The sequence below is a fragment of the Vibrio sp. Isolate30 genome, from assembly GCF_022397975.1.
GTDB classification, from domain to species: Bacteria; Pseudomonadota; Gammaproteobacteria; order Enterobacterales; family Vibrionaceae; genus Vibrio; species Vibrio fortis.
Window position 1 is genome coordinate 1 of sequence record NZ_JAKEUS010000011.1, and the last position, 24,105, is coordinate 24,105.

23 protein-coding genes and 1 pseudogene are annotated in these 24,105 nt (G+C 44.0%); 9 read left to right on the forward strand and 15 right to left on the reverse strand.

Annotated elements, in window-relative coordinates:
* Positions 1–159 precede the first annotated feature (159 nt).
* From L1D60_RS19715 to L1D60_RS19745, 5 genes are all read left to right on the forward strand, one after another.
* On the forward strand, positions 160–567 hold the full coding sequence (locus L1D60_RS19715) for a DUF1330 domain-containing protein (protein ID WP_239842570.1): 408 nt from the start codon (positions 160–162) through the stop codon (positions 565–567).
* A gap of 147 nt (positions 568–714) precedes the next feature.
* Positions 715–1,212 (forward strand): hypothetical protein, encoded by a 498-nt coding sequence (locus tag L1D60_RS19725; RefSeq protein ID WP_239842571.1) that lies wholly within the window; start codon positions 715–717, stop codon positions 1,210–1,212.
* Between the two features lie 141 nt (positions 1,213–1,353).
* Positions 1,354–1,749, forward strand: coding sequence for a hypothetical protein (locus L1D60_RS19730; RefSeq protein ID WP_239842572.1), 396 nt, complete (start codon positions 1,354–1,356; stop codon positions 1,747–1,749).
* A gap of 78 nt (positions 1,750–1,827) precedes the next feature.
* On the forward strand, positions 1,828–2,442 hold the full coding sequence (locus tag L1D60_RS19735) for a LysE family translocator (protein WP_239842573.1): 615 nt from the start codon (positions 1,828–1,830) through the stop codon (positions 2,440–2,442).
* A gap of 223 nt (positions 2,443–2,665) precedes the next feature.
* A complete protein-coding gene (locus L1D60_RS19745) occupies positions 2,666–3,058 on the forward strand; it encodes a nucleoside 2-deoxyribosyltransferase (RefSeq protein ID WP_239842574.1) in 393 nt (130 codons plus the stop codon).
* A gap of 80 nt (positions 3,059–3,138) precedes the next feature.
* On the opposite strand, the gene L1D60_RS19750 is transcribed toward L1D60_RS19745, so the two are convergent.
* Entirely contained in the window at positions 3,139–3,684 is a 546-nt protein-coding gene (locus tag L1D60_RS19750) for a TetR/AcrR family transcriptional regulator (protein WP_239842575.1), read from the reverse strand.
* A gap of 183 nt (positions 3,685–3,867) precedes the next feature.
* Here L1D60_RS19750 and L1D60_RS19755 point away from each other — a divergent pair, with 183 nt between their 5' ends.
* Complete coding sequence (locus tag L1D60_RS19755; RefSeq protein ID WP_239842576.1) at positions 3,868–4,485, forward strand: hypothetical protein; 618 nt, start codon at positions 3,868–3,870, stop codon at positions 4,483–4,485.
* A gap of 171 nt (positions 4,486–4,656) precedes the next feature.
* On the opposite strand, the pseudogene L1D60_RS19760 reads toward L1D60_RS19755, so the two are convergent.
* The 3 genes and pseudogenes from L1D60_RS19760 to L1D60_RS19770 form a co-directional block, all read right to left on the reverse strand.
* A pseudogene (locus tag L1D60_RS19760) lies at positions 4,657–5,658 on the reverse strand (glycoside hydrolase family 16 protein); the annotation flags it as partial.
* A 257-nt stretch (positions 5,659–5,915) separates the two neighbouring features.
* Positions 5,916–8,687, reverse strand: a complete 2,772-nt coding sequence (locus L1D60_RS19765; RefSeq protein ID WP_239842577.1) for a glycoside hydrolase family 3 protein — start codon at positions 8,685–8,687, stop codon at positions 5,916–5,918.
* Positions 8,688–8,866: 179 nt separating this feature from the next.
* Positions 8,867–11,200: an immunoglobulin-like domain-containing protein gene (locus L1D60_RS19770; protein ID WP_239842578.1), complete on the reverse strand. Its 2,334-nt coding sequence runs from the start codon at positions 11,198–11,200 to the stop codon at positions 8,867–8,869.
* A gap of 352 nt (positions 11,201–11,552) precedes the next feature.
* Between L1D60_RS19770 and L1D60_RS19775 the strand changes: the two genes are divergently transcribed.
* Positions 11,553–12,029: a peroxiredoxin gene (locus L1D60_RS19775; RefSeq protein ID WP_239842579.1), complete on the forward strand. Its 477-nt coding sequence runs from the start codon at positions 11,553–11,555 to the stop codon at positions 12,027–12,029.
* A gap of 230 nt (positions 12,030–12,259) precedes the next feature.
* Here L1D60_RS19775 and ahpC read toward each other — a convergent pair whose 3' ends face one another.
* The 4 genes from ahpC to L1D60_RS19795 form a co-directional block, all read right to left on the reverse strand.
* Complete coding sequence (ahpC, locus tag L1D60_RS19780; protein ID WP_239839338.1) at positions 12,260–12,943, reverse strand: alkyl hydroperoxide reductase subunit C; 684 nt, start codon at positions 12,941–12,943, stop codon at positions 12,260–12,262.
* Positions 12,944–13,157: 214 nt separating this feature from the next.
* On the reverse strand, positions 13,158–14,327 hold the full coding sequence (locus L1D60_RS19785; RefSeq protein ID WP_239842580.1) for a MerR family transcriptional regulator: 1,170 nt from the start codon (positions 14,325–14,327) through the stop codon (positions 13,158–13,160).
* 59 nt (positions 14,328–14,386) lie between these two features.
* Entirely contained in the window at positions 14,387–14,893 is a 507-nt protein-coding gene (locus tag L1D60_RS19790; protein ID WP_239842581.1) for an N-acetyltransferase, read from the reverse strand.
* Between the two features lie 196 nt (positions 14,894–15,089).
* Positions 15,090–15,533 (reverse strand): DoxX family protein, encoded by a 444-nt coding sequence (locus L1D60_RS19795; protein ID WP_239842582.1) that lies wholly within the window; start codon positions 15,531–15,533, stop codon positions 15,090–15,092.
* A 297-nt stretch (positions 15,534–15,830) separates the two neighbouring features.
* Between L1D60_RS19795 and L1D60_RS19800 the strand changes: the two genes are divergently transcribed.
* Positions 15,831–16,322 carry a VOC family protein gene (locus L1D60_RS19800; protein WP_239842583.1) on the forward strand — a complete coding sequence of 164 codons (492 nt, stop codon included), beginning with the start codon at positions 15,831–15,833 and terminating at the stop codon, positions 16,320–16,322.
* Between the two features lie 127 nt (positions 16,323–16,449).
* Here L1D60_RS19800 and L1D60_RS19805 read toward each other — a convergent pair whose 3' ends face one another.
* Positions 16,450–17,472, reverse strand: a complete 1,023-nt coding sequence (locus L1D60_RS19805; protein ID WP_239842584.1) for an ornithine cyclodeaminase — start codon at positions 17,470–17,472, stop codon at positions 16,450–16,452.
* A gap of 173 nt (positions 17,473–17,645) precedes the next feature.
* Here L1D60_RS19805 and L1D60_RS19810 point away from each other — a divergent pair, with 173 nt between their 5' ends.
* A complete protein-coding gene (locus L1D60_RS19810) occupies positions 17,646–18,074 on the forward strand; it encodes an Lrp/AsnC family transcriptional regulator (RefSeq protein ID WP_239842585.1) in 429 nt (142 codons plus the stop codon).
* Between the two features lie 264 nt (positions 18,075–18,338).
* Here L1D60_RS19810 and L1D60_RS19815 read toward each other — a convergent pair whose 3' ends face one another.
* The 6 genes from L1D60_RS19815 to L1D60_RS19840 form a co-directional block, all read right to left on the reverse strand.
* Positions 18,339–19,370: a biotin/lipoyl-binding protein gene (locus tag L1D60_RS19815; protein WP_239842586.1), complete on the reverse strand. Its 1,032-nt coding sequence runs from the start codon at positions 19,368–19,370 to the stop codon at positions 18,339–18,341.
* A complete protein-coding gene (locus L1D60_RS19820; RefSeq protein WP_239842587.1) occupies positions 19,370–19,825 on the reverse strand; it encodes a magnesium transporter in 456 nt (151 codons plus the stop codon). Before L1D60_RS19820 ends, L1D60_RS19815 begins: the two co-directional genes overlap by 1 nt.
* A 174-nt stretch (positions 19,826–19,999) precedes the next feature.
* Positions 20,000–20,761, reverse strand: a complete 762-nt coding sequence (locus tag L1D60_RS19825) for a hypothetical protein (RefSeq protein ID WP_239842588.1) — start codon at positions 20,759–20,761, stop codon at positions 20,000–20,002.
* Positions 20,762–20,818: 57 nt separating this feature from the next.
* Positions 20,819–22,435 carry a guanitoxin biosynthesis MBL fold metallo-hydrolase GntH gene (gene gntH, locus L1D60_RS19830; protein ID WP_019822909.1) on the reverse strand — a complete coding sequence of 539 codons (1,617 nt, stop codon included), beginning with the start codon at positions 22,433–22,435 and terminating at the stop codon, positions 20,819–20,821.
* A 789-nt stretch (positions 22,436–23,224) separates the two neighbouring features.
* On the reverse strand, positions 23,225–23,653 hold the full coding sequence (locus L1D60_RS19835; protein ID WP_239842589.1) for a hypothetical protein: 429 nt from the start codon (positions 23,651–23,653) through the stop codon (positions 23,225–23,227).
* On the reverse strand, positions 23,650–24,030 hold the full coding sequence (locus tag L1D60_RS19840; protein ID WP_239842590.1) for a hypothetical protein: 381 nt from the start codon (positions 24,028–24,030) through the stop codon (positions 23,650–23,652). Before L1D60_RS19840 ends, L1D60_RS19835 begins: the two co-directional genes overlap by 4 nt.
* Positions 24,031–24,105: the final 75 nt, after the last annotated feature.

Consider the following 24,105-nt stretch of genomic DNA (forward strand, 5'->3'; position numbering starts at 1 on the left):
TGCGTATCTAAGCCAATGAAAATTATGCTATCGTTAGTCATGCTAGCCTCCAAATTTAGTTGTTTGACGCACTAATTATGGCTCTGGCTTTAAGCTAACCCACGATTTTGGAGGCTAGCACCTCGTGGGGGTCATTATGTCTATGTTGCAGGAGAGAATATGGAAGTTCTGAATAAGCTTTTTCCATCAGAAAGTCAGGTGGAAAGATTAAAATCTTCACCGGAATCAGGTGAAATTCATCTATTAAACCTTTTCAAGTTTAAAGACAAAGCAGAATATGCAGATGGTCGAGAAACTAATCTAACGGGCAAAGAAGCATATGAACTTTATGGCCAGCCTATGCTTAAGGTTCTGGAAAAGCATGGCGCTGAGGTTGTCTTCTATTCAGAGGTGACTGGTCTTATTCTTGGTCAAGTTGAAGAACTTTGGGACTCATTTGTCATTGTAAAATATCCATCTCGCAAAGCGCTCCTTGAAATGACGTCATCCGAAGAGTTTTTAGCTTTAAGCGTGCACCGTGAAGCTGGGTTAGCAGGGCAGTTGAACATAGAAACGAAGATCCCTTGAGTCACAACATAACAAACTGTTTAAGAGGGATTCGCAACGCGTGGCATTTTCACTATGCGTTGGTTTTAGTGTTTAAGGTGGTATGCGGTGGCATTGCTATTGCGTTGCTCACCCATTAACAGGGCGTTATACGATTAAGAGGAAAATATGGAACAACATTACTTAAATTCTTCCTTTCGAGAGAAGCTAATCGAGCACTCATTGATTAGCGAACTACTTAAAATGTCATGGAAAAATGGCAGTTGTTCCATCGAAATTTCCAAACCAGAGGTAGACAATCAAGGCTATGATCTAATCATGGAAGACCTTGGTGCTTTTCGTCATGTTCAACTTAAAACCTCTCATATTGGTTCGAGCACAGCACGTCAAAAAATCCATGTCGCTTTAGCTAATAAACCATCAGGTTGTGTCGTCTGGATTTACTTTAACGAAACAACGATGGAGCTCGGTCCATTCTTGTTCTTTGGTGGTGAGCCAAACAAAAAGTTGCCTGACATCAGTGATTTTCCTATTGCGAAACATACAAAAGGAAATGCGGAAGGTACTAAAAATGAAAGGCCATCAATCAGGGTTGTGTCAAAGTCAAAATTCGCAATTTTGAACACAATAGAAGAATTGTATGAGACATTGTTCAAAATCGTATAACAAAGCGTTTAAGACAGATTCGCAACGCTCGGCATTTTCGGTTTGCTTTGAATTAAGTGCTTACGGCACAATGGTTTAAGTTTGGTGCCAGCGTCGCTCACTACTTAACGCGGCGTTAGGCATTTTGAGGAGTACCAGGATATGCGGTTAGAATTCTTACTCATTTTTGGTGGGCTTGCAGGGTTGGTTATCAACGGATTTAGATACTTCGCTTTGCGCAGAATCAGTGAAAACAGTGATGATCTCATCGAACGTCTGAAAGAGTACAACTGGACTATGTTGTCAATGTCCATTGTTTTCTTGCCTGCGGGACTTTATTTGGTTTTTTCTAATGACTCTGCTTGGTATAACACTGTAGGAGTATTTATTTCGGTTTATGGGATCAGTGCTCTAGTGCAATCATTTAGACCATACGACACTGCTCAAGAAATAGAGCATTTTGGGCGAGACCCTGAATCGCTAGGAAGTACTTTGATAATTAGTAGGTTAATAGGGTTAGTTGCGATTTTGTTTGGTGGCTTTCTATTCCAACTGTAGAACATGCCTAACAAACTGTTCAAGAGGGATTCGCAACGCGTGGCATTTTTACTATGGCGTTAGGTCTAAGGAGAGACTGTGACAATATCATCAGGAATAGCTTTATTTATTGCAATGGCGTTATCCGCAGCAATTCCCGGACCAAGTGTTCTTGCTGTGGTCTCTAGGTCTATATCATATGGTTCGATGCAAGGACTGCTGGTGGTAGTTGGAGTATTGGTTGCTGATTACATTTTCATATTTTTAGCGATATCAGGCCTATCTTTGGTTGCGAGCTTGATGGGTGAGTTTGCCGTGCTAATCAAATACGTAGGGGTTGCTTACCTTTTATGGTTGGCTTACGTTACTTGGACTTCTGAGGTATCAGATTTACCTGCCAATAGAACGAAGATAAGTATGAAGTCATCTAGCCTAATAACGGGGATGCTCATTACTCTCTCTAGTCCAAAAGCAATTTTGTTTTATATGGGCTTCTTTCCTGCTTTTGTTGATTTAACTGCTCTAACTACAATTGACGTCGTCAGTATTCTATTTCTATCTACGATATCCGTGGGCGGTATCTTAGCTGCTTATGCATGTGCGGCTTCAAAAGCCAGCTTTATGTTTAAGGGACATATTGCTAGAAAGCGCCTAAACAAGCTTTCAGGTGGGTTTCTAGCTACTAGTGGTGCAATGTTGGCGGTAAAGACTTAACAAGCAACTTAAGAGCGATTCACAGCGCGTGGCATTTTTACTATGCGTTAATTTTAGTTATTAAGGTGGTATGCGGCGGCTTTAGTATCGCGATGCTCATCCCTTAACAGGACCCAATGTGGTTGGAGAGAATAAAGTTTAAAGCGCCAGAAGTGCAACTATAAAGCCACATAACGCGGCGCTAGTGTTTACATCAAAATTTACGCAAAAATAGGGAAGTTGTATGAGTATATCTGTCTATGTTGCTGGTAGTTTCAAGAATCTAGAAAAGATGCAGGCTATACGAGAAACGTTGGTCAATGCAGGAATTGAAACTACTATCTCTGAACCTCTTCAAGCGAATGGTATTGATGGTTGCTTGCAGCGCATTAGAGAAGCCGATATTACCTACATTTTAAACTTTGGTGGTTACGTCGGAAAAAGTGTAGCCATGGATATTGGTTATGCTTTGGGTCTCAACAAACCAGTTTATGCTCTTGAGCCAATTGAAGACCCAGACATAACTCACTTGTTAACTCGTGTCGTCACGCCTGGTGAAGTCATTGCTGAACTCAATGGAAATAGTAAAAACGAACAAACCGTTCAAGAGGTGATGACATCATCTTCAACTTTGTAGATAAGAGGGTCGCCAATTGGCACAACTTAATTTTATACATGTTGTCAGATCTAAAACGCTATGAAGCAGGAGCATGTGGGTTAGCTTTCAACTCGGCTTAGAGCAAGTATCCATTGAGTAATGGTTTCTAATGGTGTTTTGTTCCCATCCAGCAAACGCATTGTCAGCCCACCAAACAACAGCGCGAACGCTTGGTCTGCATGTTCATTGCCGACGACCTTTGCAAGCTCTTGCTTGAATTGTGTATTAGCAAGCTCAAGCAAGTTGTCACCTTTCACCTGTTTCGAATCTTTATGTTTGGTGTAATCGAGCACCAGCGTTAGCTCTCCGCGAAAGTGACCATCTAATGTCTCAACTAGTTTGTAGAGCATCTGCTCCTTGTCTTGCGGAATGGCCTCGCCTTCTTCTAAACCATATAAAGATCGCGGCTCTAAAAAGACCTCGGTACTTGCTTTAAATAGCGCATCTTTGCTCGGAAAGTAGTGGTATAAGGCACTTTTAGAAATCCCTAAAGCCTCCGCTATGCCGCGCATACCAAGGCCATTGACGCCATGTTCTGTAAAGATATCGACCGCTTTCATGGCAAGTTCACGGCGGTACGCTTCATGATCAACTACTTTAGGCATTCCTGATTCCTTTTAAAAGTCCACATGGACTATATAACATCTACACCTATGAGTCTAATCCAAACTCTTTTTAGGACGACCGGTCCAAAAAAGTTGACAGGCTAATTCTTGTTCGCTTACTCTATTTTCGACCGAGTGGTCTTTTAAAGACCACCCACTCCAAGAATGATGAGGAAACGAACAATGGATACAGATAAAACCACGATAAAAAACGCACATATCAATTGGCAATGTCAGGGGAAGTTTAATTTCACCACTGGATTTGGTGCGACAAAAGCAGAGTCTATGATTGCCAACTATGCGGCGTTTATTGCCCCTGTGATCCTATATTTCTTTGCATGGCAAACACTGGATTGGAACTGGGTGCAGATCCTTGTGGCGTCGTTCTTGACTCTGGATATGATTGGTGGCGTATTGACTAACTCATTAGGATCGATGAAACGATTTTTACATACTGATCAATCTCTTAATCTGTCACTGATGGGAAAATTAGTTGGCAGCAAATTCTTGTTTCCTGCTATTCACTTCCAGTTATTTGCTGTGCCTTTGTGCTTTGATGTTGCTTGGTCGTATGCGTTCTTTTGGTATGGTGTAATGATGGTTTCGATCGTGTTTATTCACTTCTTGCCAATGTATCTGCACCGCCCAGTCGCTTTGCTTGTCGTTATGCTAGCGATTATCTTTGCAACCATCTTACCTGCACCAGTTGGATTAGAGTGGCTAGCGCCTATTTTTATGATTAAGCTGGTGTTATCACATGGCGTAAGAGAAGAGCCTTACCGACCATCGGTGTCTCAGTAACGAATACCGACGTAATGAACGATAGAGCAATTGAAAATGGCTCGCTTGAACAATGCACGTGCGTTTGTCTCGATTAGTCAGGTAGAAGCTGATTTCTCTTAGAAATAAAAAATGGCGCAGCTTAATATCAAGCTGCGCCATTATCGCTTGAGGAATATTTTCCTAACTCTAAGGCGCTGAATGCCCTGGTACTAGCACCGCATCTGGAGATACCGAAGCACAACCTTGACCTGTCACAGTATCCGCTGAACATTCATAAACACGAACATAATCAACAACCATGGTCTGTGGCAGTGCCGAATCGTCAATACCTGTGTCATTAGTGTTGCCAGCCCAAGCGCCACCCACTGCTAAGTTCAGAAGTAAATGGAAGCGTTGATTGTAAGGCGCATCTTCCTCACCGATGACTACTCTGCCATTTTCTGTATATTGGCTATACCACCCACTTGAACGTTGCGTGGCATAATGTACACCATCTACATACCAACGAATTTCGTCTTTTTCCCACTCGAGTGCATAAGTGTGGAAATCGTCTGCAGGGTTAACGTCGTCAGGCATGTAGTACTCTTGACCTGACTCGACATTATTAGGCCAAGCCGCACCGTAATGGAGCGTCCCGTATACTCTCCTTTCTGGTGTGCCGCTTAGCTGTCCACCAGCATCGGATGGTGCTTTTAAGTTAACTGCTTCCACAATATCAATTTCACCGGAAGCCGCCCATCCACCATAAACATAGTCAGTTGGTAGCATCCAGATTGCGGGCCAAGTACCTTGACCTGAAGGGAGCTTGGCGCGAATCTCAAAGCGACCGTATTTCCAATCGCCTTTGTTCATGGTTCTCAACCGTGCTGAGGTATAAGGTAGTGTAACCGTATTACTCCAATCTCCATCGGGGTTATTCGGCCCGGTAAACGTCTCTTGCTTGGCTAAAATGTAGAGTTTACCGTCGTTTAGATATGAGTTATCCGGACGGTCGGTGTAACACTGCTGCTCACCATTGCCGCCTCCCCAACAGTTAACTTCGAAACCCCATTTAGTTGTATCGATCTCAGTGCCGGAAAACTCGTCATTCCAAACCATTGTCCAACCACTCACATCAGGTGTTGATGGAGCGCTAGATGAGTCAGAACCACTATTACAACCTGAAATAAATGCACCACTCACCAGTGCCATTAAGGTGAACTTTTTAGTATTTGTATTCCACATATCATGCAACTTCATTAGTTATTTTGAAAGCGCTTTCAATTTATCACCTCGTTGTTTATTTATCACAAATGAGAAGTGACTTTGTGATGACCTAACGGGATCAAAATCACATCATTTTTCTGATGGTGTTTGAGCTCACTATGCCATGCTTGCCCTTGCCCCAATAAAAAATATGCAGCGATCTACGCTGCATATTATTTACTCAATATTTTATCTCAAAGACATCAACATGGTTTAAGATTTAACTCGTGTAGTGTGGCACCAGCCTTCACGAAGTCGATGCACAGATGGTAAAAGCCTTTTTCTAAATGCACCTGTGAACCTTCGATATTTACGCGCTCACCTTCGGTTCCATGTACTGACAACGACATGCAAAACTCATCGTTCAAGCTCAAAGCACAAGAAGATTGCGCCAGCGACGGCTTGTCGTAACTCATCACCGCAGACACTTGGTAAGTTGCACCTTCGAGTACCTCAACAACAACGCTTGTTGTCTTGCTAACCTCCACGGTCGATAAAGCATCAAGCGCAATGGCGTCACTTCCCAAATACTCGTTAAATGAACGAATAGCCTTTACTGACTCATAACGCACAATAGGACGTTCCATGGCAGGAGTATCTAAAATGAACCAACAAATGTTCATTACGCTCCGCTGCAGCTCCCCAAGCGTTAGCGTGCCTTGCTCTATCGCCGTTAAAGTGTCGTCTCCAGCAACATTTGTCGCCGCACCATCATTATCGACAACCATATAGAGATCATTTTGAGCGCGGATCATGTATGAAGTGTGTATTTTATCTTCTACGCCACCTTCGGTTGGGTGATTCATTTTCGCCCACCAATCCGTCATTACGATACCTTTAAAGCCCCACTCCTGACGTAAAACGCTAGTATTCAAATCATAATTGGAGGCACCCCAATGACCATTAACGGGGTTGTAACACGTCATAATGGTCGTCGCACCGCCATGCTTCACCGCCATTTCAAATGGCTTAATATGAACTTCTCGAATCGCGCGTTCAGACATCACGCTGTCTACGTCCATTCGCCCTGTTTCTTGATCATTGGCGGCAAAGTGCTTGAGCGTCCCTGTGACTCCTGCTTTTTTTAGCCCTTTAACTTGTGCAGCCGCTAACGTTCCTGTGACAAACGGGTCTTCTGAAAAGTACTCAAAGTTGCGACCATTTAGGGGGTGTCTATGAATGTTGACGCCAGGCCCTAATAAGGTATCGATTTGATACGCTCTAAGCTCTTCACCCACCCAATAAAATAGCTCTTCGTTTAATTCTGAATTCCACGTGCATCCCAACAGTGTGCCAATGGGAACTTGGGTTGCCTTGTGACCACTATCCATACGTATGCCGGAAGGACCATCAGCAGCGGCAACGGCAGGAATACCAAAGTCAATCAAGTCGTCAGACACACCACCGAACGCCGCAGCGGTACCAGGAGTGACTTTAGGGCTGCACATACCTTCACCGCGAACCATGGTCGCTAACTGGGGCAATGATAATTGAGAAACAAATTGCTCCATGGTGACCGAACCATTTTTCACATCAAGAAGCTTGTAACCCAAATCATCAGTTATCACGAGAGCTTGAGGGAGGTTTGATTCTACTCTCTCAGACAAAGAGACCGTGCGCAGAGGCACAGATTCGAAATCAACACCATAGTAGCTATCTCGCTGTTTTACTGGCTTAATTCGCTCAAACGAACGTATTGGTGCGAGCGCTTCCTGACACTGTTCTGTGACGAAAGTCTTAGACACATGATACCTGTGCAGCAGTTTGGTTGTATCACGAACACTCGACCCTACATGAAAGCAGTAATCGCCTTTCTCTAATACATAACAGCTTTTGTTCCCCGTTACTCCGCTATCATCATAAGAAGCAAAGTCACGCACTGGCATCGAGATAACCATAGTTTCAGAGGCGCCCGGTTTAAGCGGTGCGGTTTTTTTGAAGCCCACCAGCACTCTGGCTGGTTTGCCAAGTTGGCCCTGAGGCGCTTCAAGATACACTTGAACCACCTCTTTCCCCACATAGTGCTCACCCACATTGGTGACTTTGATTGAAGCTCGGACAATGGAATTCTTTCCTTGGCCAACCACATCAAAATCCACCAGCTCTTGTTTAAAGGCGGTATAAGACAAGCCGAATCCGAATTCAAACTGCACGGCATTAGGTTTAAAGGTTTCAAAATAGCGATAACCAACGTACACATCTTCCGCATAACAATTGTGTGTAGTACCTCCAAAGTTAGCACTAGAAGGGTAATCACACAGATCATACGCGATGGTATCCGTGAGTTTTCCAGAAGGTGAAACGTCACCAGAAAGTACGTCAGCCAAAGCATGACCACCTTCCATACCTGCCGCCCAACAATACACGACGGATTTGATCGAATGGCGATGCTCCAATGTCATCAGCCAGGACATATCCATAATGTTGGTGGTGTTCATAACAACGATAACTTCTGAAAAGTTTTGCGTAATCTTAGTTAGCATGCTGACTTCAGTATCAGTCATTTTGTAGCTACCAGACGCGTCGGCATTGTCTTGATCTTCGCCAGCTGTTCGACCAATGATAAACATCGCCTTGTTAGACTGAGATGAGGCAAGCGCGACCTCTTCATCGCTGACCAATAGTTCTTCTTGATACCAAGGCTCTGCGGCCCAACCACCACCACCGTCATCAAATGGATTCTCTTTTACCCAATCGCGATAACGCTGTAATAGGTTTTCATTTAGTTCAATCGAGTCGTTTGCCAATAAGCCTTCGATAAGCGAGATTGAATACCTAACATTGACTGCACCACCTGAGCCCGTACCACTGCGATAAGTATCCAATTGGCAACGCCCAAAAACAGCTAAGTTATCACTCTGTTGAATCGGCAACACCGCTTGATCGTTTTTTAATAGAACAATGCCTTCTGCAGCAGATTGTCTACTGATTGGAGCCAGCTTATCCTGAACTTCTAATAAATGGTCTCTATCCATGAATTTTTCTCTCCGAGATCGACACTCATGACTGTCGGTATTTAATACAATTGAAAATAGTTCACTCAAATTTATATGGAAGCTCGCTCTAGAGCTCAGAATCGGCCTTCAATATAAACTCGATACCAATCAACAAAATTAGCCTCTCGACAGCATCGAGAGGCTATATTTTTATTTCATTAGAATGTTGCTGGTTTTACAGTGATGTCATCTAGGTAGATCTGTTGCCCTTCTGGTCCTGCCACCAATAGCTCGACAGAAATTGAATCGGCGTTTTCACCCAGAGTCCAAGGGATCTCGACAGTTTGCCAATCTTCGCTTACTTCCCAGAATTCCTCCCACTGAGATGATGCCGGTAGACCAGAGCCTTCCGCAGATTCACTATGAAGACCTGCTTTGAATACACCACCAGTGGTAAATGTCCCTTTCAACTTCATAGAGACAACCAGTTGGTCGCCCGGTTGTACCGAACCTTGGGCAAAACGCTCTTGTTTGATGACACCAGAGCTAAACACCACAGCACCATCAACGACTTGTGCATCGGTACCAAATTGCAACCAACCGTCTAAGCCAGATGAGAAGTCGCCATTCGTCATCAAGTTATCAACATCTTCCGCCGCAACAACGTAAACCGTTCTCTCCGCGACAGACTCGTTACCATCAGAATCTTGAACCGTGTAAGTAATGACGTGAGTACCTACTTCTGATGTACTGAAGTCGTCACCAGTCACCACCACTGAGGCAGTAAGATCGCCATCAACATTGTCAGCGGCTGAATAGCCCGGCTCGACATACTCTTCACCTACTGACATGCGCACCGCGCCTTCAGACAACGTAATAACAGGCGCGATCATTTCAGCTGTAACCGCGGTTAACGAAACATTGTCTAGTGTAATTGGCGTTGCGACACCACCACCCACAGCGAAGATAAAGTGGATAGGATTTGCCGCATTTTCATTTGCAGTGAATTGAACACTGTATGACTCAAGTTCGGTCGATAGACCAATTGTTGTGTCGTCCATAACAGGTAGGTACCATGGATCTGCTGTTAACAGCTCACCCACTTGCAAAACGATATTACGCGCTTCGCCCGCTTTGGCGTCGAAGCTCGCTACGTAAGTTTGCCCTTCTTGTAACACAACAGAAGATTGAACCAATCTAGGTTGCCATGTCGCACCTGGCGTAAACTCTGACACTACGAGTTGCCCATCGACGATCTCCACACTACCTTCACCTTGGTCAAGCACCCATTCTTCACCAACAGACGTTGAAAAGTCTCCGTTGACTATGAGGTTAGTTGATACAACTGGCTCATAAACCGTTACTGTTCTCTCAACAGTACCTGTGTTGTTTGAACTATCCGTCGCGGAATAAGTAATGGTGTAATCACCGGCTGTGTTCACATCCACTGAACCAGAAATAGTAATATCCGTGATCTCACCGTCTACATCATCTGTCGCTGTTGCACCTAGCTCAACGTATTCGCCATCAAGTGCAACACGAACTGTGGACGCGCCGTTCAATGTAAGCTCTGGTGGTGTGACATCGTTTTCAACATCAGGAGCGGCTTCAATGATCACGGTTCGAGTCACAGGCTTACCTACGTTACCTGTCGTGTCGACCGCACTGTAAGTGATCTCATACGTACCGTTTTCATCTGCATCAACTTCTCCAAGTTCACCGTACGTTTTGGTAACGACAATCTCAGTTTCGTCATCTTGGTTATCCGTGACCGAGTAGCCAGGATCCACAAACGAATCAACTGCATCTGGATAGTTAAGTTGTGTAATTGATGCACCACCGATAAGTGTCAGTTCAGGCCCTTCCGAATCTCGATACTCTGGGTAAATCGCAACGTTATCAACGTTGTACACGGTAGCGTCTGCATGTGGGTACATCTTGATTGATGTGATTGTTGCGAGTTCAGCATTGTTTTTCAGCAATTCCGACTTAGTAAAAACAAAGTGGCCCCACTCTTCTGTTGGCTCTGATGAAAAATTAACGCTGGTTGTTACATCAGCCCCACTGCCATTTTGTCCTTCTACAACGAAAGTCCATTGAGTTGCGCTATCGCTATAACTTGCAATAGAAGCTGATGCAGACGCCACATTAGCCGCACCTACAAGACGAACATCAAACTCAATCGTTGATGTTTCAGAAAGACTGTCCAAAGAGACTTCACCAAGGTCAAAGCCTCCCACTAAACCTGAAGCATCGGCCGTCGTAAACTGTACAACATTACGAGTAGAGCCTGTTTGTGCAGCGATATCAGACGTAACAATTGGCGTATGCGCATTCGTTGGGACAACGAAAGCTGGCGTCTCACCATCTTCACCGCTAAATACACCTTGCGTCGGTGATATATGGAAACCTTGGTCCGCTACATATTCGCCCGAAGGTGACGGTGTTGTCGCTACTGAATCGTTATCATCACTATCGCATCCAACTAACGTCAGACCCAAAGCCACACACATGGCGATATTGGATAGCTTGAATTTTCCCTTTGTTTCCATACATTACCTCATTGACTCGACATATCGCCCTCGAAAATGAAAGCGCTTTCTTTTGATAAATGGTCACACAGAGATAGGAAGGAAAATAGGTGATAATTAGCATTGTTTAAACAAAGTCACAGATACGACATCAAACAAATCATGTTTGGTGATCTACCTTCTCAAAACCGTGAATTCGTAGAATATCGTCATTTGGAGGGAGATTAGAAAAGAAAGCCGGACACATGTCGTATTATTGCTGATAGTCCATGATTCACTTTTCGTCACATTCTCAATCCCTTACTTTCTGTCGGTGGTTCAATTCGCTATTGCTCGCTAAACTGCTAGAACAAACACAACAAGGAAAGCAAAAATGATTCAACAAGGCCAAACATTACCAAACGCCACTCTTAGTGAACTGACCGATGAAGGAATGCAGAATCACGCGACCGAAACGCTTTTTGCAAACAAGAAAGTGGTACTTTTTGCAGTCCCAGGTGCTTTTACACCAACATGCTCTGAAGCCCACCTACCTGGCTATGTCGTTTTAGCTGATCAGATCAAAGCGACAGGCGTTGATGTAATTGCATGTGTATCTGTAAACGATGCGTTTGTCATGAATGCATGGGGTAAAACACACAACGCTTCTGAGATTCTGATGCTTGGAGATGGTGACGCGAGTTTTACCAAAGCGCTTGGATTAGAAATGGATACCGCGACATTTGGCGGCGTGCGCTCTCAAAGATACGCAATGATCGTGGAAAATGGCGTAGTCACTCAGCTTAATGTTGAAGAGCCAAAACAATTTGAAGCAAGCAAAGCTGAGACAATTTTAGCTGCTTTGAAATAACAAGAAAAAAACCACTCCTAAATCCATAGGAGTGGTGTCGAATTTTCGACAAGGTTCTAACAAGAACGTGTTGGACAGAGGGAGAACTCACGCTCCACCGTCTAAGTTACTTTCGTAAAACTAAGTGGACAAAACTCAATATCATGGTAGAGCGAAAGGGATTAGGGTGGCGCACCAAAGCCCTTTAGGAGACAGGCTGAGGTGCGCCTGTAGAATCGGTTAGCAGATGCTTAGATCTTACCTACTAGGTCTAGAGATGGTGCTAGTGTCTCTTCGCCTTCTTTCCATTTTGCTGGGCAAACTTCACCTGGGTTGTTTGCAACGTACTGAGCTGCTTTAACTTTACGTAGTAGGTCTTCAGCGTCACGACCGATGCCTTCAGCAGTGATTTCCATTGCTTGGATAACACCTTCTGGGTCGATTAGGAACGTAGCACGGTCTGCTAGGCCTTGACCTTCACGCATTACGTTGAAGTTGTTTGTGATCGTGCCTGTTTGGTCGCCTACCATGAAGTACTCGATAGTACCGATTTTGTCAGACGTATCGTGCCATGCTTTGTGAGAGAAGTGTGTGTCTGTTGATACTGAGTAAACTTCAACGCCGCGAGACTGAAGCTCTGCGTATTTCTCTTGTAGGTCTACAAGTTCAGTAGGACATACGAAAGTAAAATCTGCTGGGTAGAAGAAGAATACTGCCCACTTACCTTTCACGTCTTGCTCTGTGATTTCNCGAGACTGAAGCTCTGCGTATTTCTCTTGTAGGTCTACAAGTTCAGTAGGACATACGAAAGTAAAATCTGCTGGGTAGAAGAAGAATACTGCCCACTTACCTTTCACGTCTTGCTCTGTGATTTCTACGAACTCGCCGTTTTTGAATGCCGTTGCATTGAATGGTTTGATTTCTGTGTTGATCATGATTTTACTCTCTCAATAATTCGGTTGTGTTTGCGCTCTCTTGCGCTGTTGGGGTTATATTGCAACGAATCTTGAGAAGGGTAAATTTGGACTTTTCTATCAATCTAGTAGGTAAAACCTATCAAAGATGATTTGAACAAAAAAAGCGGACCATACAGTCCGCTCACAAATATTTAGCTTCCACATCGAGGTGTTAATAGACAAAACTGACGGATCAGTTTCTAGCCAGTACAAACATGTGGTAACCAAACTCATTGGCTCGTTGGGTACATAAGTTGACTTCATGTTTGATGTCTTTAAACGCCGCCGATTCGGCCATTTCTGGCTCAAGCTCTGCGACTCTCTGACTCAATGGGGCGTAGTAGTTCAACCATGCCTCTTCACTCATTGGAAAATGGTCGACAACCTGATACCCCGCTTTGCTCATCTGTTCTATGCGCGTTTGTACCAATTGAATATCTGGGTACTCTTGGTTCCAAAACTCTATAGACTCCTTACTTGGAGACTCAGTGCGCCACACCATGTCGCTGATCATAAGGTAACCATCGTCGCTCAACAGATCTTTCCATGCAGAGAGAGCTTTCTCTACACCCATGATATACGCACTGCCTTCAGCCCACATCAAATCAAAGCTTCGTTTAGCAAACGGTAATTCGGTCATACTCGAACATTCCGTTTCGAGACGCTGAGACAGGCCGAGTTGCTCAAATCGCTCCGTTAATCTGTCTAACGCCGATTGTTCATTATCAAGCGCGGTAATTCTCGCATTGGTCTGCTGCGCTAATACTTGAGTGGCTAACCCTTTACCACAACCAATCTCGAGGATGTTAGTCGGCTTAGTTGGTACTCGCGACAGTGCTTTCTTCGTTTCTTCTTCACTGCCTGGCCCCCATCGCTCTAGCGTTTCAAATACACGCATAAAGTCAGCCATATAGAGATCATGTTCGTTCATATCTTTTGATAACCATTTCAATCGCAACGCTTCTTTCTCACTAAAGCCTTGCTTCATTAACCAATCAAGATGAGCATCTGGTGCCAGTTTATCTAGCCCTTCATGCCATGCCTTTAAGTCGCCCTCTCCAAGCATCGCTGCCAAAAGAGTTCGTGACTTTTGCTTCTGCTCAATCTCTTCATCCAAAGCCTTAAGTCGATTCTGAAGCAGTTGCCTATCTACCTTGGCTTCAAGGCAAATCTTGCACTCTTGCAGGGTCAAGCCACCAGCTTGTAACTGTTGAATCAAACGTACACGCTGCACATCTTTGTCACTGTATACGCGATACCCATTCTCTAGCCGTCGACCAGAAATAAGGTTTTGTTTCTCGTAATAAAGTAGTGCAGTACGAGACAGCCCTACTTGCTTTGCCAACTCAGATATTTGATACATGGTTTACGCTCATTTTTTAGCTTCAATTAACTACTTTAAACTATGAAGTTATAGACAAGTCAACCAAAGAACGCTGAGTGATAGCTCACTTGCCCCACAGGGATTTCACCATTGAATGATAACGCTAGGAAGTACTCTGCTGGCACACCTGATAAGGTCAATTCTGGTTGTGATTTGAAGCCAAATCGGCCGTAATATTGCGGTTCGCCGAGTAAAACAACGCCTTCAAAGCCCGAGTTTTTAACTTGTGAAAGTGCTTCACGAATCAATGCACTTCCAACACCTTTACCTTGATGTGAGGGCGCAACGGATACTGGACCTAATCCCAACCATCGGCTGTCGTTTCCATCAATCATGACTGGAGACAAGGCAATGTGTCCGATGAGTTGCTCTCCTTCCTCGTAAACGAGAGAAAGCGTTAATGCATTGGCTTCTCGCAGCCTTTTCACGATCAAATGTTCAGTCGGTTTTGCACCCGGTTCGTGATGAGGATGATTTTCAAAGGCTTGATAAGTCGTCGATTCTATGTGATTTAAATCTAGCTCTGTTTCATGTCTAATGTTCATATCTTTCTATCCAATTAATAGGTATCCGCACTCAATACTTCGACGTCAGAGTGCTTTCAATAATCAAACTATAAAGTGTAAAGCTATAGACAGGTCAACATTGATTATCAACTTTTTATTTATCAGTCGACCAGAATGAAGATAAAAAAGGCGCTCAAATGAGCGCCTAGGTAAACATTGAGTTCGAGCCAAAAATTTAAATCAGTTTCTTAGCTAGGGTTTGGTCAATTGCTGCCTTACCTGCACCAGAGAATGCTAGAGATACACTTGCGGCTAGCAGTGCTAAGCCAAACTCGTAACCGTTGTTTGACATAAACAAACCATTTTCAAAATGAACCGCAAAAATGGCAACTAACATCGTTACTGCTAGTGCAGCTGCAGCCGGACGAGTGAGCAACCCTAGAAGAATAAACAGACCACCGACAAACTCTGCACTGCCCGCCAAGAACGCCATCAACACCCCAGGGCCTAGACCAATTGACGCCATCCACTGCCCAGTGCCTTCTAAGCCATAGCCACCAAACCAACCAAACAGTTTTTGCGCACCATGTGCCATAAAGATGATACCAACTGGTACTCGCAGTGCCAGAGCACCAAAGCCAGCGTTTGAGTGTGCGAGTTTTTGAATAAGTGCTTTCATAGTCGTGTCCTTAAAGTTATTCGATCAATATGAGGTGGTATATCAATCCTCCCTCAGCTGTTGATGAACAGTCTATGTGGCATAACCAACAGAAAGAATCCTGCAATTTTGATGCATTAATTCAATTTTTTCGAACAAGATTTATTGAACTCTTCCTCAATTACAGAATAACAAAAAATTATCATTAATATAATTTATGATAATTTCATTTAATTAATCGAATACCCTAATATTCTCCCCATCGAAGCGAAACGCTGAAAACAAGACAAATTATCTAGACAGATTTTGGAGCAGAATATGAAAATGAATCACGTTGGTATCATGGTTGGCGATATGGACAAAGCGGTAGAGTTCTACACTAAAGCCCTTGGCCTTCGCATTGTAATGAACAACACTAAAGTAATGGAAGAGCGTGAAACAGCAATCGGCCGTATGTGTATTGCTGTGTTTGGTGAAGGCTTCAAAGGCTTCAACATTGCGCACCTAGTAACATCAGATGGTATTGGTGTGGAACTATTTGAAATGGTTGACCGTGAAGAGCGTCATAACGTTGATTTCTCTCGCCTAGGTATCTTCCACTTCTGTTTACAGCTACCTAAAGAACAGTTTGAATCAGCAATCAAACGTGTTGAAGAGTTTGGCGGTAAAGTTCGTATGGATATTCATCGTTACCACCCAGAAGACGATTCTAAGCAAGCACAAATGGTTTACCTAGAAGACCCGTTTGGTAACCTATTTGAGTTTTACTCGCACTCTTACGAAGACACATACGCTTCTGACTACGAGTAATTAGTTGCCCAGAAGTGAGAACATTTTTAATGCCCATTAGCGATTATTGCTAATGGGCATTTTTTATTGAATTATGGCACAGGGAAACGCCAGAAGGCGGTGACATTTAAGCACTATAGATGTCGAACTATTGAGTCGATTTCATTAGGCCAAATAGATCTTTCGGATTGTTCATGTGCGGAACTAACTCTATCGTTTCGCCAAAACCGAGCTCAGTAGCAAGGTCATAGATATAACGCAGTACTGAAAGGTCCTCGAGTGCAAAGCCCACCGAATCAAAGATAGTGACCTGTTGCTCGCTTTCTCGTCCAATGCTCTTACCTGCAATCACTTCCCACAATGGGTACACAGTGTGCTCAGCTGGCAATTGTTGGATATCCCCTTCAACGCGAGTTTGCGGCTCATGTTCTATGAAGATCTTGCCATTAAGCAACACATCTAGATGCAACTCGGTTTTACCTGGGCAATCCCCACCTACTCCATTTATATGCATGCCCGGCTCGACCATATCAGGTGTCAGGATCGTCGCATACGCCTTATCAGCAGTAACGGTTGTTACGATATCTGCACCATTCACGCAAGACTTTGCGCTGTCCGCCTTGATCACCTTCAGATCAGGGTAAGCCTCAAGATGCGAAGCTAGCTTCTCCATCGCTTCAACATCAATATCGAAAATACGTAACTCTTTGATCCCTAAAATGGCATGAAAAGCGATGGCCTGAAATTCACTCTGTGCACCACAGCCAATCATCCCCATCGACTGACTGTCTTTTCTTGCCAACGCCTTTGCCGCCATCACTGAAGTTACTGCTGTACGTAGAGCGGTCGAGATAGTCAGTTCGGACAGCAGGCGTGGGTAACCCGTCGCCACCTCAGACAAAGCACCAAACGCCATCACGGTTGATAGGCCTTGATTTGGATTAGATGGATGCCCATTCACATATTTAAAGCCATATAAATTATGATCTGCAACGGGCATCAACTCGATAACCCCAACCTCGCTGTGCGCTGCGCTTCGCGCGGACTTGTCAAACTCAGGCCAGCGACAAAAGTCTTGTTCCATATACCCAATCAGATCAGCCATAAAAGTATCAGCACCTTGCGCATTTACCAGACGGCCTAGTGCTTGTACATCCAAAAATAATGTCATCCAAAAGCTCCTCAATCTCTTATTATTCATATGCATACTGCGAGTGAAGATAGTCTAGACGCGACTTGAGCCAACAAAAAGACAGAAAATTGCACAAATATCTACCCACAACTGGCGTTTTGATAGCATCATTTAACAATATGTCAGTGGATAAGCGAATCAGGAGAAAAGGTGTGAGCAACCTAGATGATAAAGACCGCGAGCTAATTGCCTTACTGAGAAAAGATGCGCGCATGCCAGTGGTCAACCTTGCAAAGCAGCTCAAGGTATCACGCGCTACGGTACAAAACCGGATCAGCAAGCTAGAGAAATTAGGAGTGATCCTCGGTTATACCGTCAAACTGAGCGAAGATACGGAGCAGAGTCAGGTCGAAGCAATCATTAGCATTTGTGTGGCGGCTAAGGATGAGAACAATGTACTTAAAAATCTGCAAAGTTTTCCAGAGGTATTGAGCGTGTACCACACTAATGGGAAATGGGATCTGATCGCTAACCTACGTAGCCAAAATCTATCAATGTTAGGTGGGGTGCTAGGTCGAATACGTTCAATCGAAGGCATCGAACAGACTGAAGCCAATTTACTCATTAACAAAATATTCTGATCGACAAACAACACAGCGCATAACGCAACCATAAGGGTGCGTAATACGGCTTTGGACATAAACGTGTCAGTTACTTTGCTAAATTAGCACTTAACGGATTACCTAAGGTATTGCAAAACCATTAGTTGATTGGCTAAATTTACACATTCACAACGCTCTTTGAACAGTGAGACACAACAAACCCTCAAACGTGACTGACGAGTTAATTCTCTGAAAAACAAAGAAGAAGACACCCTGTGTCTTCTTCTAAAATCAGCGTCTCTATTATAGTGCGAGCAAGTAAGCTTTGAGGGCTTTTAAACGCACAGTCGCGCCTCCAATTATGTCCATAAAACCAAGCGCCTGATGAGGCTTGTCGGCAGAGATCCAGCCCGAACCCGTTGCACCTAGCGGGATGGTGTAGCCTTCAGGCTCTTCAAACTCGATCACTACTGTCCTGCCGTGGCTACCCATGTTGGCACCCACGTGTCGTTGTACACTTTCTGTTGTACCACGCACCGATATTTCGGCCTCACCTGTATTGGTTGTAATACTGTTCACTCGGCCTCTGAAAATTTCTCCTGGGTGAGAGTTTACGAAAAACTCAGCAAATTGGCCTTCTTGCAGATAGCGATAGGTTTGGTCGCTTACGCGCATTTCTACAAACTTTTTACTTGTGTCGTATAAGAACAAGTTACCCGCTCTTGAGCCTTCAGCAACATTGACGATGCCGATTACGCCATCAAAAGGAGCCCTCACTTCATTGCGATCGTTAAGCCAATTACGTTGATTAATCGTGGCGCGAATAGAGTCAGCATCCGACATTGCCGCTAAGTAGTCCGATTCACCTTGCTGAATTCGGGTATACAGGTCGTCTCTCTCCTTCTGTGAACTAAATTCGTTGAGCTTAACTAATCTTTCATGGTTCTTTCTGTCTATCGCAATCTGTTCCTGAATACTCACAATACGATGCTCTATTGCGGTAAGGCTCGCCTGTAAACTTTTTATCTCTTCTTCAGAGTCTTCCGACTCCAAGGTGTAAATCAGATCACCTTTCTCAACTTCTTGGTTATGAACAACGTGGATCTCTTTGATTTGCTGGCCAACTAAAGGGCTCAAAACCGCATGAGGGGCTTTCACTGTGGTACTGTCGGTTAAATCAGCAGGAGACCAAAAGCGATGAGCCGCAAAAATGGCGAACGCGATAAACATACCTAGACCAACACTAATCACCGCATTTCGCAGCGTCCAGCGAATCACGCCCAGCTTAACCAACAGCCAAACAATAAGGATATAGGGCAACATGATCTCTTTCATTACGCTTTCTCCTCATTAGATTTATACACGCCACGGTAAATGATGGCACTTATGCTTGTAGAGATCGCCACCCAGTCGGTAAAGGCGATGGCGACAGCTAATACCCACCACGCCTTGTGAAGAAAGAGTCCACACAAGGAAAGTGCAAAAACTAAGTTGGCTTGTTTGCTGTTGATTTTTTCTGCCTTATGGACAGCGATTTCATGAAGCTGCCATAACAGGTAAATAACGTAACCAACCACACACAGTGTGATAACAAAAATCACTCCCATAAACAGTTCTGAATCGAGCAATCCAATAATAACCGGCAAACCATTCGTGAAGTGCTCACTCGGTAGATCCGTACCGTGAACCTTTGTCAGTAGTGCGAAGCCGTAGCTAAACAGCACAAAGCAACAGGAAATGAAGCTCCACTTCATAATGAATTTGGCGATATTTGTCAGGGTGTTTTGCATATTGAAACCTTTCATTCGTAATAAATGGGGGTATTCCTTTAACGCGCTGCGACAGCAGATTTCATCCCTGTTTGATGATGATTAGAATAAGGGAGCGAGTGAATGAGATACATAAAGTGAAGGTGGTTTCATTCATAAACTGAATTTATCCCAACCCTCACATATTTCGGTTGTTTAGAAGTTAAATGAAAGCCCAAACTGAACCGCACTCTCTTCAAAGTGGTACTGATCAAAGGCTTTGTTGGTTTGTCGATACTCAACGTAAGGTTTCAATTTTGCATCGGTATAGGTCAGCCGGGCTTCGTAATGTAGGTTGGTGTCACTATCATCGACTAAGGCCGATTCAAATTGTTTCTGCATCACGTAGTTGTACGAGAACTCCGCCACATGACCTAGCTCATAGCTAAAGCCTAAGTCTAAACGCCCTAAGTGACTTCGAGCTGAAGAATCGCTATGACTGTGTATGTTATGCTCATGATCGTGATCGTGGTCGCTATGGCCTGCGCCGATTTTGCTATTGCCATAATCGTAGCCAATTCGACCATGAATACCAAATTCATGGGTTGCTTGATAATCTAATCCAAGGCGAGCTCTGAGCTCATTGCTATCTGCGTAGCCGCCCTGCGCGTATGCACCGTAAGCGAACAACCCTAGCTGTTCGTTAGGCGTAAAATATCGACCAGCACCCAGTTGATAAAATTCGTGGGCTCCCGTTTCCCCTTCAACGTAAACGAAGAAGCCACCGTCGTCCATTGCTACTGCTTCTATACCATAAGATTTTTCGGTGTTTGAACTAGTGTGACCATGGTGGTCTTCATTGGCTACATACACATCGATTTGAGAACCGTTAGAGATATCTACATTACCGTGTGAAAAAGCAAAAGGACTCAATAGTGCTAGTGAGAGCGCTGAAAGGCGAAGATTAAAACGTGTCATGTGTTGTTCCTACAATTTAATTAATTTGGGGTACCTTTGGGTACCCCAAGACAGACGTTATTTCGTGTTTCCTTCTCGGGTATCGCGGTAAGGATCTGCTGAGTGTTTACGGTGGACAGAGCGTGGTTCTAAACCGTGAGCTTCACGCATTTCATCTACCATTCGTTGTTTCTCACCCATTCCGCGTTTCATGCTTTCAGGCAATGCTTCAGTCGGTACAATTAAGTCGCGATCCAATGGCCACTCTTTAAGCAATTGTGGGTGGTAGCCTTCTGGGTAGTACAATGACTCATCAATCTCTAGGTCGCGAATCTCTTGTTCCTGGATATCCGCACGAGAGTTCTTCGGCATCGGCACTCGGAACACTTCTCCGTCATTTAAGTTAAATTGAGGTGCACGGTTATTCGGGAAGTCAGGAATAATACCTTCACGAACCCATGCTTTTTCTGGTGTAACGTTCGCAACAATCATGTCTGGCGCACCAAAGTGGTAAGGACCTTTCCAGTGTTCACGAACCTGAGCTACCGTTTCGTTGTTGTAGTACGGGTCAAATTCCATGTGCGTTGTCATAAACAGGCGCGGTTGAATTTCATTCGCCAACCAACCTGCTGCGTAACCAGAAGTGTGGTGCGTATCGATTGTGTATCGTGTTAAAAAGGCAGGAACACCTTGTACAATTGATGCAATTCCAACAAGTTCGGTTTGAACTTCTGTTACAAATAGGTCAACCCCTTTTGCGTATTCAATATCTAGTTCAGTTGGGCGACCATCACCTGTCCAAACAAAGCTGAGTGACTCTTCTTCGTCAATTTTCCAATCTAGTCGGTACGCCGATGCACCATCTTTTGCGTGTGAACGACGCCAGTGGGAAACTTGGACGCCGTCAACATCATAGATAATGCCGCCATCATCTTTAAAGTCGAACTCAACGACTTCTATGTCGTTACCCGATGGGAATACATCGAACGCATCTTGGTGCCAGGACAGCATTTGCAGCATACCTTCCACCATGTGGCGTGTGCCATCTTCTGGGTTACGACCCGATGGTCCGTAGATCGTTAGTGGTTTTTCCCAACGGCCATTCCAGCCACCAAATTGATATAGGTAAGGTAGCGATCCAAAGTGATCGACGTGTAAGTGAGTAATAAAAATCTTGTCCAATTCATTTAATGCTACCCCGGCACCAATGTAGTTTGCGATAGATGCCTCACCGATATCGAAAACGAAGTTGTCACCATTACCAAGTTCGACGTAAATTGACGTGTTAGCCTGCCCTGGGCGAATCATCGGTGAAGTACCCATAAACGTGACACGCATTTCATTATGAAGCAGTTCTTCCGTGCGTGGGTACCAGTTAGCCGCAGTCACCATGTGGTCCATTGGCTCAATGCCATCAAACATCAGGCCTTCTTTCCACAGCTCTTCGCCCGTTTGTATGTCATGCTTTAGACCACCTTGCAAAATGGCATGGATTTCTTCTGGTGATGAGTAAATTTTTCCGCCTTGCTTCATCAAATCTTCGGTGCTGACATTTTGTTCATAGTTGAAATGCTTGTAGCCACTGAAGCTTGCTGAGTTTTCTGACTGGTAATGCTCGAAGGGATTATTAGCGAAAGCGCTGCTAGACAATAAGATAGCGCCGGCAAGAGTAGTTAAAGTTCGACAATGTTTCATAAGTGAGTTCCTACAAAAGTTAAAGGAAATCACTTCCGTGTGGTGCATTAATGGGCAATGAACTTTAGCAATTCACCCCTGCCCTGCTGATGAAACTATTATGTGATAGACGAACGTGAGAATGGATAGAGCAAACTTTAGTCAAGTCATAAATCAAATTTATGTATTTCACGATAAATAATGCAAGTTGGTAAAAACAACATGACCAATCACCTAAATATCAACGTAAAGACCTGAAGTCGTATTAGGCGGTGTTAGGAAGCAGGCTCTTCGAGGTAAAGATGAGTTGACAAAAAGTCGATGACAGCACGAATACTTTGAGGCTGATGTTCAACATCTTTGCCGTCCAGAGACTTTGGCACTATTTGATAGCAAACCAATTTGGATTCAATAGAACTCTAGCGCTAGCTTGCTCGACTCAGCTTGGGGATGGTTAAATGGCATTTAAACATGACTCAAGAGACAAAAATATGGGGATGAGCCAAGGGGCTAGATCGCTCAAGGTGTCAGATGGATGAGAAGCTTTTTGAACCGCCACTTGCATGTGCCATTAATATGGCCTCAATTGAGCTGCAATGTTTTAAGGTTGAGGAATTTGAAGTAACAGCACCAATGATGTTTACTCGTTGAGATAGTTACAGAATATCTATTATACGGCGTGCCAGTCTTGAGCCTTATTATGTAAAGGCTTTAACGATGGCTAAAGATCAACTGGTAAACTAAAGAGAGAAGGCGGCAAATCCTTTTGCCATTGTAGGACTTATTTACAATTCCTGGTGAACTGAGAACTTAACTTGTTTCTCCTGTCATTTTAATTTGTCGATTGAAGTCGCGGTCAGCCAGCTCTTGTGCGTCATATAGGTCTTCAAGAACTACTTGGTCCATCGCCATCACATCAAAAAACTGCTCTTCACAATAATTTTGGTTCCACTTTGGTAGCATTTCTTCATCTAGCGCAATTTTATTGACATGCTCGGCGGCAAAGTGAGTGTAATGTTCAAAAAGCTCTTCATCAGTTCCATTAGCCACCCACGCCAATTTCTTAAACCAGACTGCCGATTGCTCTTCCGATATATGATTATTGACTTTACACACCGACATTGCCACGAGCGACTCCGTGTAGTTTTCATAATGTGGAAGCGTATTGTGAACATGGGCACCACAAGCGATTGCCAAGCCAGAAAACAACATAGTTGAGGCTAAAATTAGTTTTTTCATAGCGTTTGCTCCTTTTCTGGTTGAGTGCACATCTGTTTAACGTGACCTTTTTCTTCCGCTTCATCAATAAGTTGTTTGCCCATAGACACACCTTCTACATACATCTCATGTTCTTCAGTAAACTGAAACGCTTCGCCTAGCACTTCCTGAGATAGCCCTTCAATGGTTTGTCGCATCACTAAAGACTGTTTCTCGACGTATTCTGGTGTCATTGTGCCGTACTCGACACAGTACTGATTCACTGTTTCTACGGCAGCCGCTGCCATGATTGCGTTATCTTGACTAAACAAAGTATCGTGACTGTGAGATGCCGCATTTGCAGATACTGCACCAAGCGAACCAACGGTTACTAAAGCGATGATGAGTGAGTTTTTCATATGGAATTTCCTACAATTCGTATAATCGATAAGCCAAATGTGATGACCTAACTTAAATGTTTGACTGAAAGTTAA

Excerpts from the sequence above, each read along its gene's own strand:
- L1D60_RS19715 (WP_239842570.1), top strand. The coding sequence starts at position 160 with ATGGAAGTTCTGAATAAGCTTTTTCCATCAGAAAGTCAGGTGGAAAGA.
- L1D60_RS19725 (WP_239842571.1), top strand. The coding sequence starts at position 715 with ATGGAACAACATTACTTAAATTCTTCCTTTCGAGAGAAGCTAATCGAG.
- L1D60_RS19730 (WP_239842572.1), top strand. The coding sequence starts at position 1,354 with ATGCGGTTAGAATTCTTACTCATTTTTGGTGGGCTTGCAGGGTTGGTT.
- L1D60_RS19745 (WP_239842574.1), top strand. The coding sequence starts at position 2,666 with ATGAGTATATCTGTCTATGTTGCTGGTAGTTTCAAGAATCTAGAAAAG.
- L1D60_RS19750 (WP_239842575.1), bottom strand. The coding sequence starts at position 3,684 with ATGCCTAAAGTAGTTGATCATGAAGCGTACCGCCGTGAACTTGCCATG.
- L1D60_RS19755 (WP_239842576.1), top strand. The coding sequence starts at position 3,868 with ATGGATACAGATAAAACCACGATAAAAAACGCACATATCAATTGGCAA.
- L1D60_RS19765 (WP_239842577.1), bottom strand. The coding sequence starts at position 8,687 with ATGGATAGAGACCATTTATTAGAAGTTCAGGATAAGCTGGCTCCAATC.
- L1D60_RS19770 (WP_239842578.1), bottom strand. The coding sequence starts at position 11,200 with ATGGAAACAAAGGGAAAATTCAAGCTATCCAATATCGCCATGTGTGTG.
- L1D60_RS19775 (WP_239842579.1), top strand. The coding sequence starts at position 11,553 with ATGATTCAACAAGGCCAAACATTACCAAACGCCACTCTTAGTGAACTG.
- L1D60_RS19785 (WP_239842580.1), bottom strand. The coding sequence starts at position 14,327 with ATGTATCAAATATCTGAGTTGGCAAAGCAAGTAGGGCTGTCTCGTACT.
- L1D60_RS19790 (WP_239842581.1), bottom strand. The coding sequence starts at position 14,893 with ATGAACATTAGACATGAAACAGAGCTAGATTTAAATCACATAGAATCG.
- L1D60_RS19795 (WP_239842582.1), bottom strand. The coding sequence starts at position 15,533 with ATGAAAGCACTTATTCAAAAACTCGCACACTCAAACGCTGGCTTTGGT.
- L1D60_RS19800 (WP_239842583.1), top strand. The coding sequence starts at position 15,831 with ATGAAAATGAATCACGTTGGTATCATGGTTGGCGATATGGACAAAGCG.
- L1D60_RS19805 (WP_239842584.1), bottom strand. The coding sequence starts at position 17,472 with ATGACATTATTTTTGGATGTACAAGCACTAGGCCGTCTGGTAAATGCG.
- L1D60_RS19815 (WP_239842586.1), bottom strand. The coding sequence starts at position 19,370 with ATGAAAGAGATCATGTTGCCCTATATCCTTATTGTTTGGCTGTTGGTT.
- L1D60_RS19820 (WP_239842587.1), bottom strand. The coding sequence starts at position 19,825 with ATGCAAAACACCCTGACAAATATCGCCAAATTCATTATGAAGTGGAGC.
- L1D60_RS19825 (WP_239842588.1), bottom strand. The coding sequence starts at position 20,761 with ATGACACGTTTTAATCTTCGCCTTTCAGCGCTCTCACTAGCACTATTG.
- gntH (WP_019822909.1), bottom strand. The coding sequence starts at position 22,435 with ATGAAACATTGTCGAACTTTAACTACTCTTGCCGGCGCTATCTTATTG.
- L1D60_RS19835 (WP_239842589.1), bottom strand. The coding sequence starts at position 23,653 with ATGAAAAAACTAATTTTAGCCTCAACTATGTTGTTTTCTGGCTTGGCA.
- L1D60_RS19840 (WP_239842590.1), bottom strand. The coding sequence starts at position 24,030 with ATGAAAAACTCACTCATCATCGCTTTAGTAACCGTTGGTTCGCTTGGT.